The organism is Burkholderia sp. AU28863, assembly GCF_002223195.1.
GTDB classification, from domain to species: Bacteria; Pseudomonadota; Gammaproteobacteria; order Burkholderiales; family Burkholderiaceae; genus Burkholderia; species Burkholderia sola.
On record NZ_NKFE01000005.1, the window covers coordinates 1,007,704 to 1,021,536 of the forward strand.

Consider the following 13,833-nt stretch of genomic DNA (forward strand, 5'->3'; position numbering starts at 1 on the left):
GGATTCAATGCGGGAGCCCGGCCTGGACGTCGCGCACGGGTTCCTGGTCGACGCGCAGCAGCAGCGCGGTCAGTGCGTCGCCGCGGGCGGCCGGCGTGGACGGCCGGACAGCCGCCGTATCCGAGCGGCACAGCAGGTCGGCATCCGACCAGCCGGCGCTGCCCGGCAACGCGCGCGCCCGCAGCCAGCCGCGCCGATCCGCGAGCAGTTGCGTGCCGCCGAGTGCGTCGGGCGCGACGCCGGCAATCGTCGCGAACGCGAGCCACGCGTCGGCGGTCGTCGCGACGCAGTTCGCGCGCGCGCCGGCTGACGTTGGCACGGGCGCGCCGCGTTCGGTGACGAGCAAGGTCTGCCAGCGCGCGTCTTCCGGCGGTGGCGTCGCGCCCGGCGCGAGCGCGACGACGCGCACGCGCTGGCCTTCGCGCCAGCGCTCGAGCGCCTGAGGGGCGGCGTCGCCGCAGCGCACGTCGAGGGCCGGCAGCGGGACGGGCGCCGGCCACGCGCCTTCCGCCTGCGCGCCGCTGCCGGCGGCCAGCGCTTTCAGGTAGTCGAGTACGGCCCATGTGTCCTGCGGGCCGAGCGTCGCCGCGAAGCCGGGCATCGTCGACGCGCCGTGCTCGTCCTGCGTGCCGTGACGCACGCGCCAGAACAGTTCGCCGTCGAGGCGACGCGCGAGCAGCGCGCCGGCGAAGGTCGGCGGCCAGTGCGCGAGCGTGGCCGCGAGCGGCCCTTCGCCGCGGCCGTCCGCGCCGTGGCAGGCCGCGCAATGTTGCGTGTACAGGTGCGCGCCGCGCATCACGTTCGATACGGAAAACGGCGCGGGATCGCGCTGGAAGCTCGTCGGCACGGCAGGCGCGAGCCACAGCGAGGCGGGCGGCCACGGCGCGAACCACGCGACGGCGAGCGCGGCGATGGCCGACGCGACACGCCACTTGCGCGAAGCCAGTGCGATACAGGCGAGCACGACGGCCAGCGCCGTCACGCCACAGGCGAACGCGAGCTGCCGCGTGAGCCCCGCGTCGATGCGCAGCGTTTCGAGCGCGATGCGGTGTGTCCACGGCCACGCGGCCTGGCCGTCGGCGTCGCCGGTCAGGCCGATCGCGTGCAGCACCCGCGCCAACGCGATCTGCGCGCGATACAGCAGTTGCAGGAACGCGATGGCCCAGTCGGCGAACGGCGGCGCGTTCATCGCGCGCGTCTCCGGCATGCTGCGGCCAAACGTCGAACGCTACCCGGCATCTACCAGCTCGCATCGAGCCCGAGATGCCGCAGCGCATCGTGGCGCAATGCGGCGAGGCGCGGGTCGCCGCGATGGCGCGGGTAGGGCAGGTCGACGCGCAGTTCGGCGACGATCCGTGCCGGGCGCGGCCCGAACACGATCACGCGCTGCGCGAGGAACAGCGCCTCTTCCACGTCGTGCGTGACGAGCAGCGCGGAGAAACCGTCGCGTTGCCACAGCGCGGTCAGCTCGGCCTGCATCGTGAGCCGCGTCAGCGAATCGAGCTTGCCGAGCGGTTCGTCGAGGATCAGCAGGCGCGGATCGTTGACGAGCGCGCGGGCGAGTGCGACGCGCTGCGCCATCCCGCCGGACAACTGATGCGGAAACACGTTCGCGAAGTCCTGCAGCCCGACGCGCGCGAGCGCATCGTCGACGCGATGCTGCGCGGTGCGCGCCACGCCGCGCGCTTCGAGGCCGAGCGCGACGTTCGCGCGCACGCGCCGCCACGGGTACAGCGTCGGGTCCTGGAACACGACGATGCGCGACGGATCGGGGCGCTCGATCGGCGTGCCGTCCTGCGCGATCGTTCCTTGCCGCGCGGCGTCGAGCCCCGCGACGAGCCGCAGCAGCGTCGATTTCCCGCAACCGCTGGGCCCGAGCAGCGCGACGAATTCGCCGGCCGCGACCGACAGCGACACGTCGTCGAGCACCGGCAGCGCGCCGCCGGGGCCGTCGAACGCATGGCTCACGCGGCGGATGTCGATGCGTGCGCCGCGCGGCGGCGTGACGGCCGGCGCTGCGACGGTGGCAACGGACGATTCGAGTACGGCGGCGCTTACCATTTGACGGTTCCTTTCTGCCAGGCGAGCACGCGGTCGCGCACCGCGAACAGCAGCGCGATCAGCCCGGAAAACAGCAGCGCCATCACGAGCAGCGCCGCATACATGTTCACGTACGACGCCCAGCCCTGCGCCCAGCTCAGATACCAGCCGAGCCCCGACTTGACGCCCATCATCTCGGCGACGACCAGCACCGTGAACGACGCGCTCAGCCCCATGAAGATGCCGACGAACACGTGCGGCAGCGCGGCCGGAATCGCGACGCGCAGCACGAGGAAGCGCGCGTTCGCGCCGAGCGTGCGCGCGACGTCGTAGTACTGCCGGTTCACGCTCGCGACGCCCGACCACGTCAGCACGGCGACCGGGAAGCCGGTCGACAGCGCGATCAGGAACGCGGCCGCCGAATAGCTCGACGGGAAGAAGTAGAACGTGAGCGGTAGCAGCGCGGTGGCCGGCACGGGGCCGAGCACACGCAGCACCGGATGCACCCAGTAGCCGATCCGGCGCGACCAGCCGATCGACACGCCCACTGCGAAGCCCACCGTCACGCCGTACGCGAACCCGAGCGCGAGCAGCTTCAGCGTGTTGCCGGCGCTGCCGGCGAGGCGCGGCCAGTCGTCGACGTAGACCTCGATCAGCGCTTGCGGCGGCGCAAAGAACGGCGTCGGCAGCCAGCCGGTTTTCGCGGTGACGATTTCCCACGCGGCGAGCACGAGCGGCAGCGCGACGAGCCACGGGCCGGCCGGGCGCACCCGTGCGAGCCGCGTGCGGGTCGCCGCAACGAGATGGCCGAGCGTCGCGGCGGCGAGCAGCAGCGCGGCGATCGTCCACGCGGCCGTGCCGAACGTGTCGGTGTACGCCCAGTCGCTGAAGCCGACGATCCGGTTCGGCCACAGCTGCGTGAGCGCGCCGAGCACGGCCCACGCGAATGCGGCGGCGATCCCGGTCGGCCAGGTGCGCGCGCGCCGCGCGTCGGCGGCCAGCGTGGCTTCGCAGGCCGTGCAGGCTGCGCGCGCGGTGGCGGTAGCGTTGACGTCGCCGGCCGGGGCCGATGCGGCGCGTGCGGCGGAAGCGTGTTCGATCGTCGACATCGCGTTACCCCAGTACGTTCGCATAGACCTGCTGCGCGAAGCGCTGCGGGTCCGTGCTCTTCTTCAGCACGCTGATGCGGCGGAAATCGTCCGCGTAGAACGCGATTTCCTGCTGCAGGTCGACGTTGGTCGGGTGGTGCGTGTAGGTGAGCGTCGCGTACAGCTTGCGCAGATCCTCGGGGCTGATCTTCGGCGAATATTTCGCGAACACCTTTGCGGCTTCGTTCGGGTTGTCGTGCGTGTATTCGGTGGCCTGCACGATCGAGCGCGCGAGCGCGGCGGCGGCGGGCCGGTCGTTGCGCACGAGGTCGCCGCGCGCGCCGATCACGCAGCACACCTTGCGCGCGTATTCGCCGGACAGGTTGGTCGCGAGTTCGGTATACGCGCCGTTGCTGCGCTTCTCGAGCAGGTAGAGATTCGGGTCGCCGTCGGCGATCGCCTGGATCTCACCCTTGTCGACCGCGACGCCGAGCAGGTCGGCCGGATACTGCCGCCACGTGATGTCGCGCTCGGGATCGATGCCGTTCTTCGCGAGCAGGATCGAGAAGAAATGCTTGCCGGGCGCGGCCAGATCGCTGACGCCGACCGTCTTGCCCTTCAGCGCCTGCAGCGTCGTGACGCCGGCCGCCTTCGCGCCGAGCAGCCGCACGCAGCCGCCGTGCGAGCTGCCGATGATCTTCACGTCGAAGCCGGCTTCGAGCGGCTTCAGCCAGCGGTGGATCATCCCGACCGCCGCATCGGCCTTGCCCGTCGCGATCGATTCGAGCAGTTGATCGGTCGAGCCGCTGTAGTTGATCAGCTCGACCTTCAGTCCGTTCTTCTCGAAGAAGCCGCGCTCCTGCGCGACGACGATCGGCGTCAGGCAGAACGCGTTCTGGTTCCACGCGAACGTGAGTTTCTTCAGCGGCGGCGCGGACCACGCGTTGCGGCCGAGCGTGATCGCCGGCACGGCGAGCGCGGCGGCGCCGGCCGCGCGCAGCAGGCGGCGGCGTTGGTCGTCGTGTGCGTCGGCAGGCGCGGATGCGGTGGTTTGGGTCATGGTCTGGTCTCCGGTGTAGCTGAAGGGCGGATCAGTCGAGCAGATCGGGTTCGTCGGCGACGACACGCGCGAACAGGCTGTCGAACGCGTGCAGCGCGCCGTCGGGGCCGCCGATCTGGCCGTGCGTGTGGCGCGCGGTCGCGTGATCGATCGGTTGCGGCGTGCCGGCCGCTTCGGCCAGCAACTGCGTGTGCGCGACGTTGTCGAGCGCGATGTACCACCATGCGGCGGCCTCGACCGTCGGGCCGGCCGTCAGGATCCCGTGGTTCTTCAGGATCACGCCCTTGTGCGTGGTGCCGTCCGGTTTCGCGAGCGCATTGGCGATCCGTGCGCCTTCGCTCGTGTCGACGACCATCCCCGTGAAGTCGTCGAACAGCGCGTGGTCTTCGTAGAACACGCACGCGTCCTGCGTGAGCGGATCGAGCGGGCGGCCGAGCGTCGACCATGCCTTGCCGTAGGTCGAATGCGTGTGCGCGGCGGCGACGACGTGCGGATGGGCTTCGTGGATCGCCGCATGGATCGCGAACGCGGCCTTGTTCAGCGGCCGTTTGCCGATCGCGGTTTCGCCGCGCGCGTTGACGAGCAGCAGGTCGGAGACCTTGATCTGCGAGAAATGGACACCGAGCGGGTTCACCCAGAAGTGATCGGGCAGCTCCGGATCGCGTGCGGTGATGTGACCGGCGAGGCCCGCCGCGAAGCCGAAGCGCGCGAACAGGCGGAACGCGGCCGCGAGCCGCTCCTGCCGGTGGCGGCGCTCGGCGGCGACGTCGACGCGCGGCGCGGGCGGATCGAACCAGAAGTGCTGGCGCGGGGTGTCGGCGAGCACGAGGCCCGATGCGGTACGGTTGGGCGAGGACAGGACGGCGGACATGATCGCGTATGGCTCCGTTGGCTTCGTTGGGCTCAGGCGGCGCGGCGCGCCGCGTCGCGGGCGGCGACGGCGCTGCGCACGCGCGGAATCAGTTCGCGGCCGTAGTCGATCGCGTCTTCCAGCGGATCGAAGCCGCGGATCAGGAACGTCGTCACGCCGAGGTCGTAGTAGTCGAGCAGCGCGTCGGCGACTTGTTCAGGGGTACCGACGAGCGCCGTCGAGTTCGAACGCGCGCCGGTGAGCTTCGCGATCTCGGTCCACAGCCGCTTGTCGACGCGCGAGCCGCGCTCGGCCGCGGCGAGCAGGCGGCGCGCGCCTTCGCTCTGCTGCGGGCCGCCGGCGCCGAGCCCGGCCGCTTCGCGCAGCCGGCGCGTCTCGTCGAGGATGCGGTGCGCCCGCGCCCACGCTTCGTCCTCGGTCGCCGCGAGGATCGGGCGGAACGATACGGAGAAGCGCACCTGGCGGCCGTGTTTCGCGGCTTCGGCGCGTACGCGCGTCGTCAGGTCGCGCACCTGGTCGAGCGATTCGCCCCACAGCGCGTACACGTCCGCATGCTTGCCGGCCACCGCGAGCGCGGCTTCCGATGCGCCGCCGAAGTAGATCGGCACATGCGGCTGCTGGACCGGCTTCACTTCCGAAAAACCCTGCTTGAAGCGGTAATGCGCGCCGTCGTGATCGAACGGCTGCGCTTCGGTCCAGACCCGCCGCAGGATGCCCAGGTATTCGTCGGTGCGCGCGTAGCGTGCGTCGTGATCGAGGAAGTCGCCGTCGCGCTGCTGCTCGCTGTCCGAGCCGCCGGAGATGAAGTGCACGGCGAGCCGGCCGCGGCTGAACTGGTCGAGCGTCGCGATCTGCCGTGCGGCGAGCGTCGGCGCGGTGAAGCCCGGGCGATGCGCGAGCATGAAATGGATGCGTTCGGTCGCGGCTGCCGCGAACGCGATCGTCAGCGTCGCCGACGGGCCGGTCGAGTGATGCGGCACGAGAATCCGGTCGAAGCCGGCGGTTTCGTGGGCGCGGGCAAAGTCGCGCACATAGTCGGGATCGACGACGGGGCCGGACGCCGGGTGGATTTCCGACTGTTTCTGGCTCTGGATCATGCCGATGAATTCGACGCTCATCTGGGTCTCCGGTGCAGGGACGTCCCGGCGTACGGCCGGGCAGGAATGGAGCGCAGGTTAACGCCGGGATCATGCGGAATGGAAATAATCAATCCCGATTTGAATATCAGATTTGCATGGTTTGGGGCCGCATGCGTTGCGCATACGCTGTGGGCTCGTGAATGATCGGGCGCGCGTTGGCGCCTTGTTTGCCGTCGTGTTCGACCTACCCAGGGAATCCGTTTCGATGTCCGCCAGCCTTGCCGTTTCCTCGCCGCCACCGCACCCTTCGCTGCGCCTTCTGCCGGTCGACGCGGCTGACGTCGCCGACGAGACGAGCGACGCGCGCGTCGCCGCGCTGCTCGAGCGCCTCGCCCCCGAACTCGCCGCCGATGCGGCCCGCAACGACGTCGACGGCCGCTTTCCGCACGAGAACTTCGCGCGACTGCATCGCGCCGGGCTGATCGCGCAGGTCGTGCCGCGCGAGCACGGCGGCGCCGGGGCGACGCTGGCGCGGGCGAGCCGGATCGTCGCCGCCGTCGCGCGGGCAGACCCGGCGACCGCGCTGGTGTTGACGATGACGTATCTGCAGCATCGCGCGCTCGGCCGCGCGGACAACCGCTGGCCGGCGCAGGTGCGGCGCGCGGTGTTCGACAGCGCGGTCGCGCACGGCGCGCTGATCAACGCGCTGCGCGTCGAGCCCGCGCTCGGTTCGCCGTCGCGCGGCGGGCTGCCGGACACCGTCGCGCGCCGCGATGGCGACGGCTGGCGGCTGTCGGGCCACAAGCTCTACAGCACCGGAATTCCGGCGCTGCGCTGGCTGGCCGTGTGGGCGCGTACCGACGAGCCGACGCCGCGTGTCGGCGTGTTTCTCGTGCCGCGCGACCCGGAGACCGACGGCGACCGCATCCGCGTGATCGAAAGCTGGAATCACCTCGGCCTGCGCGCATCGGGCAGCCACGAGGTCGTGTTCGACGACGTGCCGCTGCCGGCCGATCACGCGGTCGACGTGCGCGCGCCGGACGCATGGGCCGTGTCGGCTGCCGCACACGCGGATGCCGACGCGCAGGCCGATCAGCAGGCGTGGATGGTCGCGCTGCTCGGCAGCCTGTACGACGCGGTGGCGCGCGCATCGCGCGACTGGCTGATCGAGTTCGCGACGACGCGTGCGCCGAGCGGGCTCGGCGCGCCGCTCGCGACGCTGCCGCGCGTGCAGGAGGCGGTCGGCGAAATCGAGGGCTGGCTGCATACGAATCGCGTGCTGCTCGACGAGCACATCGCGCGCACCGACGCAGGCAACGCGCCGTCGCTGACGACCAGCGGCCTCGTCAAGCGCACCGTGACCGAGCACGCGATCCGGACGGTCGAGCAGGCGCTGAAGCTGTCGGGCAATCACGGGTTGAGCCGCGCGAATCCGCTCGAACGCCACTATCGCGACGTGCTGTGCAGCCGCGTGCATACGCCGCAGGACGACGCGATCGCGGCGGCGGCGGGGCGGGCGGTGCTCGATGCGGCGACGCGCGGGCAGACGAACGCGGCGGCGGAGGCAACGTCACGCAACGGGATCGAAGCCGGTCGACGCGATGCGTGAGCCGGGCCGGGTTGCCGCGCACGGAAACGGCGCTGCGCGACGCGGGCGCCGCGCAGCCACCGCGGCTACGTCAAGCGGCCTGGTCGTGCGATTGCTCGGGCAGCGCGAACGCCGTGCGCGCATGCGCGGCGACGGCCGCCAGCGGCGCGTCGAGGCGCGCCGCATCGTGTCGGCGCAGCAGCCACAGGTCGATCTGCGGCTTGAAATCGGCGAGCGGCACGATGTCGAGCGCGTCGCGCCGCGGGCTGCCTTCGACGAGCGGCAGCGGCATCAGCCCGAGGCCGACGCCGTTTGCAACGCTCTGCAGTTGCAGGTCGCGGCCGTATGCATCGAGCGTGACCGGCATCGGCAGGCCCTGCGCGTCGAGCGCGCGCCGCAGGCCCGCACGAAAGCCGCAGCCGTCCGGATTGAGCACCCAGCCGCGCGCGTGGCAATCGGCGAGCCGGTAGCTGCGGCGCGGCCAGTCGCCCTTGCGGCCGACCGCGACGAGCCGCGTGTCCAGCAGCCGCTCACCCTCGACCTGCGCCGGCAGCACCATCTCGCGGGCGAGGAAGACCAGCGCCGCATCGAGTTCGCGGCGGGCGACACGTTCGACGAGCAGGCCGCCCCATGCGGTCGTGACCTGCGTCGCGAGCGCGGGCCACTGCGCGGCGAGATCCGCGATGAGCGCCGGCAGCATCAGCTCGCCGAGCCCTTGCGTGAGCCCGATCCGGAATTCACCGGCAGGCGGCTGCTCGCCGGCAGTCAGTTCGCGCAGCGCGTCGACCTCGCGCAGGATCGCGCGACACTGTTCGAACACCTGCCGGCCGATGTCGGTCGGGCGCGGCGGCTTCGTGTTGCGGTCGAGCAGCGTCACGCCGAGCGCTTCCTCGAGATTCTGGACGCGCCGCGTGATCGCGGGCTGCGTCATCCCGAGCTCGGCCGCGGCCTGGCTCAGGGTCTGGCAGCGGACGACCGCTGCAAAAGCGTCGATATCGCTAATTTTCATGTTTGTTCTGCATGGTCTTTCGGGTGCATCATGACGATCCATCATATTCCGCATCATATTCGAGGAGCCGGCCGATGAGTACGCTTTCGTTGCAGCAGACGCCGCTGCGTCCGTTCGTCGACGGTCTGGATGCGCTGCTCGCGTCCGGCGCGAACGAGGCGCGCATTCTCGACGAGGGCGGCGCGCTGCTCGCCGCGCTCGTCGAACACGACGACTGGTTGCCCGACGCGTTCGCGCAGCCCGACCCCGAGCGTTACCGGCAGTACCTGCTGCATCTCGACCCGGACGAGCGCTTCTCGGTCGTCAGCTTCGTGTGGGGGCCCGGCCAGGCGACGCCGATCCACGACCACACGGTGTGGGGGCTGATCGGGATGCTGCGCGGCGGCGAGTTCTCGCAGCCGTACCGGTTCGACGCGGCCGGCAAGCCGGTGCCCGCGGGCGACGCCGTGCGGCTGCAGCCGGGCGAGGTCGAGGCCGTGTCGCCGCGCATCGGCGACGTGCATCGCGTGACCAACGCGTTCGCCGACCGCGTATCGATCAGCATCCACGTGTACGGCGCGAACATCGGCAAGGTCGAGCGCGCGGTGTATCTGGACGACGGTACCGTGAAGCCGTTCGTGTCCGGCTATTCGAATGCCTGACGCCCGGCCCGCTCGCGCGGCCCGTTGCGGGTGCGCGCGGGCAGGGCCACGCTCGATCCGTTCCGCTTTCTTCACCGACTTCAACACATTCAACATCGAGACATCGTGACGCAATCCGCCGATTCCACTTCCCGCTTTCCCGTCGCGTCGTACCAGGACGTACGCGCGCGCCTGCTGGCCCGCGACGAGATCGCGCTGATCGACGTACGCGAGGAGGATCCGTACGCACAGGGCCATCCGCTGTGGGCCGCCAACTTTCCGTTGTCGAAGCTCGAACTCGACGCATGGACGCGGATTCCGCGCCGCGACACGCCGGTCGTCGTGTTCGGCGAAGCGGGTGGCGAGGATCTCGCGCCGCGCGCGGCCGCGACGCTCGCGCGGCTCGGCTACACCGACGTGCGGCTGCTCGACGGCGGCCTCGCGGGCTGGGTTGCCGCAGGCGGCGAACTGTTCATCGACGTGAACGTGCCGAGCAAGTCGTTCGGCGAATGGGTCGAGGCCGAGCGCCATACGCCGTCGCTGTCCGCGCAGCAGGTGCAGGCGCTGATCGATGCGAAAGCCGATGTCGTGATCGTCGACGCGCGCCGCTTCGACGAATACCAGACGATGAACATCCCGACGTCGATCAGCGTGCCGGGCGCGGAGCTCGTGCTGCGCGTGCGCGCGCTCGCGCCGGATCCGCGGACGCAGGTGATCGTCAACTGCGCGGGCCGCACGCGCAGCATCATCGGCACGCAGTCGCTCGTCAACGCGGGGCTGCCGAACCCGGTCGCCGCGCTGCGCAACGGCACGATCGGCTGGACGCTGGCCGGCCAGACGCTCGAGCGCGGCGCGGCGCGCCGCTTTCCGGACGAAATCGACGCGACGCAGCGCGACGAAGCGCGTCGGGCCGCCCGCGCGGTGGCCGAGCGCGCCGGCGTGCCGCGCATCGCACTGGCCGACGTCGCGGCGCTCGACGAACCGGGCCGCACGCTGTACCGCTTCGACGTGCGTACGCCGGAGGAATACGAAGCCGGCCACCTGCCGGGCTTCCTGAGCACACCGGGCGGCCAGCTCGTGCAGGAGACCGACCATCACGCGGCCGTGCGCGGCGCGCGGATCGTGCTGGCCGACGATGACGGCGTGCGCGCGGACATGACCGCATCGTGGCTCGCGCAGATGGGCTGGGACGTGCGCGTCGTCGAGCCGGCCGGCACCGCGGCATTCACCGAGCGCGGCCAGCCGCCGCGGGAAGTGCCCGCGACGCCGCCCGCGACCGACGTGTCGCCCGCGACGCTCGCCGGCTGGCTGAAGGAAGCCGCGCCCGGCGAGCTCGCGATCGTCGACGTGACGGCCAGCGCGAACTACGTGAAGCGTCATATCCCGGGCGCGTGGTTTGCCGTGCGCGCGCAGTTGCGCGACGCGCTGGCGGCGATTCCGTCCGCGAAGCGCTACGTGTTCACGTGCGGATCGAGCCTGCTCGCGCGGTTCGCGGCGGATGACGCCCGCGCGCTGCTGCCGGCGTCGGCCGAGATCCGGGTGCTGACCGGCGGCACGGCCGCGTGGATCGACGCCGGGCTGCCGCTCGAGCGCGGCGAGACCCGGCTTGCGTCGCCGCGCATCGACCGCTACCGGCGCCCGTACGAAGGCACCGACAATGCGGCCGCCGCGATGCAGGCGTATCTCGACTGGGAATACGGACTGGTCGACCAGTTGAAGCGGGACGGCACGCACCACTTCAAGGCGATCTGACCGACGCGGGCCAACCGGGCGCGGCCCGTCGTGCGCGGCGCCCGGTCGCGATGCGGGTCGGCGCCGGGTATCAGCGCTTGAACGTATCGACGGCCGTGCGACCGACGGCCGGATCGTCGGTGAAGAAGCCGTCGATGCCCGCGCGCAGGTACGCCTGGATCTCGCGCACCGAGCCGGCCGTGTTGCGCGTGGCCGGCGTGCCGCCGTCCTTCAGCGACGCGGGCAGGAAGTTGTTCTCCGGGCGGAACGTGTACGGATGCACGACGAGGCCGGCCTCGTGCGCATAGCGCACGTACGGCGTCGGCTGCTGCAGCGTGCCGTCCGCGGCGACCGCGATGATCGACGTCTTGTACGGTCCGACGCCGTTCGCATAGGTCGCGATCTCGCGCATCCCGTCGCGCGTCGACAGGTCGCCGTAGGTGCGCGTGTCGTTCGCCTTCACGAAGTCGTACGGGCGCTGACCGGCTTCGTCCATCAGTTGCACGAGCTTCCAGTTCGGCTGGCTCGACTTGATCCGGTTGCGGATCGTCTTCAGGTTCGCGACCTCGAACGACTGGATGTAGACGGTTGCCGTGCGCGACGTGTACGCGTCCTTCAGCAGCGCGTCGACGAGGCGGTCCTCGAGCGGCAGGCCGATCGACTGGAAGTAGGTCGGATGCTTGGTTTCCGGATACAGGTGGATCGTGCGGCCGGTCTGCGCGGACATCTGCTTCGCGAGCGCGACGATCTCGTCGAACGTCGGAATCTCGAACTGGTCGTTGTACGCGGTGTTGGCGGGGCGCACCTGCGGGATGCGCTCGCGCGCCCGCAGCGTCTTCAGCTCGGCGAGCGTGAAATCCTCGGTGAACCAGCCGGTCAACGGCGTGCCGTCGATCGTCTTGGTCGCCTTGCGGCTCGCGAACTGCGGCAGCGCCGACACATTCGTCGTGCCCGAGATCTCGTTCTCGTGGCGCGCGACGAGCACGCCGTCGCGGGTCGACACGAGGTCGGGCTCGATCACGTCGGCGCCGTCCTCGATCGCCTTGCGGTACGACGCGAGCGTGTGTTCGGGGCGCAGCGCGCTCGCGCCGCGATGGCCGACCACCTGGACCTTCGCGGAAATCGGCTGCGTGGGATCGCGCGTCAGATCGTCGCCGCCGCACGCGGCGAGCAGGAACGCGGCGGCGCAGGCGAACGGGACGTAGCGCAGGGAGGTCGGGCGCTTGAGGAGCATGTCGATGAACCTTCGAAACGGAGTCGGGAAAGGGTGCTCGCGCCGGCGGCCCGGCAGGGCGCCGGGCTGCGGAGTCGAACGGTGCGCGATCGTCGCATTGAATAATTACATATGTATTACGTCAGCCTTTCCGTTTCGTTGTGGGGCGGCGACATGCACGGCAGCGCGCGTGACGGCAGGCGGGCGCGCACCGCATTCCGGCCGTCACAGCGAACCCGCGCGCCGGATGCACTAAACTTGCGGGAATTTTGCATCGCCGCACCGGGGCCCACGCCCGGCTGGCGCGACGATGCGGCGACTCGCGGGCCGGCGCGGGCGCCCGGCGCCCGTGGGCGTCCGGGGCCCGCGCCGGCCGATTTTTCCCGACCCATGACGACCCATACCGATCCCGCCTATCTGCTCGGCGAGCTGCTGAAGAACGTTTCCCGCTCCTTCTACCTGACGCTGCGCGTGCTGCCCGACGGCATGCGCGACCCGGTCGGCCTCGCGTATTTGCTGGCGCGCGCGGCCGACACGATCGCCGACACGGCGCTCGTCGCGCCCGACCGACGTGCGGCGCTGCTGACCGACCTGCGCGACGACATCGAGCGGCTCGGCGACGGCGTGGCGCTGTCGCGTTCGCTCGACGACGTGACGCGGATGCAGACCGATTCGCACGAACACCTGCTGCTCGGCTCGATGGAGCCGATGCTCGCGCTGCTGCGCGCGCAGCCGGAGGCCGATCGCGCGTCGATCCGCAAGGTCGTCGCGACGCTCACCGCGGGGATGGAATTCGATCTGCGCACGTTTCCGGACGAGCAGTCGGGGCAGGTCGCATCGCTGCCGACGCGCGACGTGCTCGACCGCTACACGTACCTCGTCGCCGGCTGCGTCGGCGAATTCTGGACCGACATGACGGGGATGCACACGCGCGCCGCGCGCGGCTGGGATCTGGCGGACATGCGCGAGAAGGGCATCCGTTTCGGCAAGGCGCTGCAGATGACCAACATCCTGCGCGACTGCGCGAAGGACCTGCGCATCGGCCGCTGCTACCTGCCCGACGACGTGCTGCGCGCGCACGGGCTCGTGGTGGCCGACCTGATGCGGCCCGAGGGTTCGGCGCGCGCGCGCGGCGTGCTGGTCGACCTGCTGCGCGTCGCGCTCGACCAGTATCGCGACGCCTGCCTGTATACGCTCGCGATCCCGCGCCGTTTCGTGCGGCTGCGGCTCGCGTGCCTGTGGCCGATCATGATCGGCCTCGAAACGCTCGAGCTGCTGGCCGGCCACGCGGCGTGGCTCGATCCGGCGAAGCCGGCCAAGGTGCCGAGAAAGCGTATCTACCGGATCATGGCGGCGTCGCTCGCGCTGGTCGGTTCGAACACGGCGATCCGCACGCGCCTGACCGCGCTCGCCGATGCTGTGTCCGCGCGGCTCGCGCGCCCCGCCACGCAGTCCTGAAGATCGCCGGCGCGACACGCGCCGGCATCGCCTCCCGGTCCGCGTTCGCCGGACCGTACCCGTCCGGTTCCCGGCA

The 13,833-nt window shown here is 71.0% G+C and carries 12 protein-coding genes; 4 read left to right on the forward strand and 8 right to left on the reverse strand.

Translation table 11 applies throughout. The features are described 5' to 3' along the window. Positions 1-4 precede the first annotated feature (4 nt). Genes CFB81_RS21025 through CFB81_RS21050 form a run of 6 tightly spaced genes read right to left on the reverse strand, consistent with a single transcriptional unit; the run spans position 5 to position 6,177 of the window. Positions 5-1,189 carry a cytochrome c gene (locus CFB81_RS21025; RefSeq protein ID WP_089437092.1) on the reverse strand — a complete coding sequence of 395 codons (1,185 nt, stop codon included), beginning with the start codon at positions 1,187-1,189 and terminating at the stop codon, positions 5-7. 50 nt (positions 1,190-1,239) lie between these two features. Then, a complete protein-coding gene (locus tag CFB81_RS21030) occupies positions 1,240-2,061 on the reverse strand; it encodes an ABC transporter ATP-binding protein (RefSeq protein ID WP_089436381.1) in 822 nt (273 codons plus the stop codon). After that, positions 2,055-3,149, reverse strand: coding sequence for an ABC transporter permease (locus CFB81_RS21035; RefSeq protein WP_089436382.1), 1,095 nt, complete (start codon positions 3,147-3,149; stop codon positions 2,055-2,057). Before CFB81_RS21035 ends, CFB81_RS21030 begins: the two co-directional genes overlap by 7 nt. A gap of 4 nt (positions 3,150-3,153) precedes the next feature. Next, entirely contained in the window at positions 3,154-4,188 is a 1,035-nt protein-coding gene (locus CFB81_RS21040; protein ID WP_089436383.1) for an ABC transporter substrate-binding protein, read from the reverse strand. A gap of 31 nt (positions 4,189-4,219) precedes the next feature. Continuing rightward, positions 4,220-5,059 (reverse strand): class II aldolase/adducin family protein, encoded by an 840-nt coding sequence (locus CFB81_RS21045; protein ID WP_089436384.1) that lies wholly within the window; start codon positions 5,057-5,059, stop codon positions 4,220-4,222. Positions 5,060-5,091: 32 nt separating this feature from the next. Continuing rightward, complete coding sequence (locus tag CFB81_RS21050; RefSeq protein ID WP_089436385.1) at positions 5,092-6,177, reverse strand: LLM class flavin-dependent oxidoreductase; 1,086 nt, start codon at positions 6,175-6,177, stop codon at positions 5,092-5,094. Between the two features lie 226 nt (positions 6,178-6,403). Here CFB81_RS21050 and CFB81_RS21055 point away from each other — a divergent pair, with 226 nt between their 5' ends. Then, entirely contained in the window at positions 6,404-7,747 is a 1,344-nt protein-coding gene (locus CFB81_RS21055; protein WP_089436386.1) for an acyl-CoA dehydrogenase family protein, read from the forward strand. Positions 7,748-7,817: 70 nt separating this feature from the next. Here CFB81_RS21055 and CFB81_RS21060 read toward each other — a convergent pair whose 3' ends face one another. After that, on the reverse strand, positions 7,818-8,792 hold the full coding sequence (locus CFB81_RS21060; protein ID WP_179236020.1) for a LysR family transcriptional regulator: 975 nt from the start codon (positions 8,790-8,792) through the stop codon (positions 7,818-7,820). 17 nt (positions 8,793-8,809) lie between these two features. On the opposite strand from CFB81_RS21060, the gene CFB81_RS21065 reads away from it, so the two are divergent. Together CFB81_RS21065 and CFB81_RS21070 are read left to right on the forward strand one after the other, a co-directional pair. Then, a complete protein-coding gene (locus CFB81_RS21065) occupies positions 8,810-9,376 on the forward strand; it encodes a cysteine dioxygenase (protein WP_069616438.1) in 567 nt (188 codons plus the stop codon). A gap of 105 nt (positions 9,377-9,481) precedes the next feature. Continuing rightward, the gene (locus CFB81_RS21070) at positions 9,482-11,107 is read left to right on the forward strand and encodes a rhodanese-related sulfurtransferase (protein WP_089436387.1); all 1,626 of its coding nucleotides are present in this window, start codon (positions 9,482-9,484) and stop codon (positions 11,105-11,107) included. Between the two features lie 70 nt (positions 11,108-11,177). Here the strand turns inward: CFB81_RS21070 and CFB81_RS21075 are convergent, their stop codons facing one another. Further along, positions 11,178-12,320 carry a glycerophosphodiester phosphodiesterase gene (locus CFB81_RS21075; RefSeq protein WP_089436388.1) on the reverse strand — a complete coding sequence of 381 codons (1,143 nt, stop codon included), beginning with the start codon at positions 12,318-12,320 and terminating at the stop codon, positions 11,178-11,180. 369 nt (positions 12,321-12,689) lie between these two features. On the opposite strand from CFB81_RS21075, the gene CFB81_RS21080 reads away from it, so the two are divergent. Next, on the forward strand, positions 12,690-13,757 hold the full coding sequence (locus CFB81_RS21080; RefSeq protein WP_089436389.1) for a squalene/phytoene synthase family protein: 1,068 nt from the start codon (positions 12,690-12,692) through the stop codon (positions 13,755-13,757). Positions 13,758-13,833 lie beyond the last annotated feature (76 nt).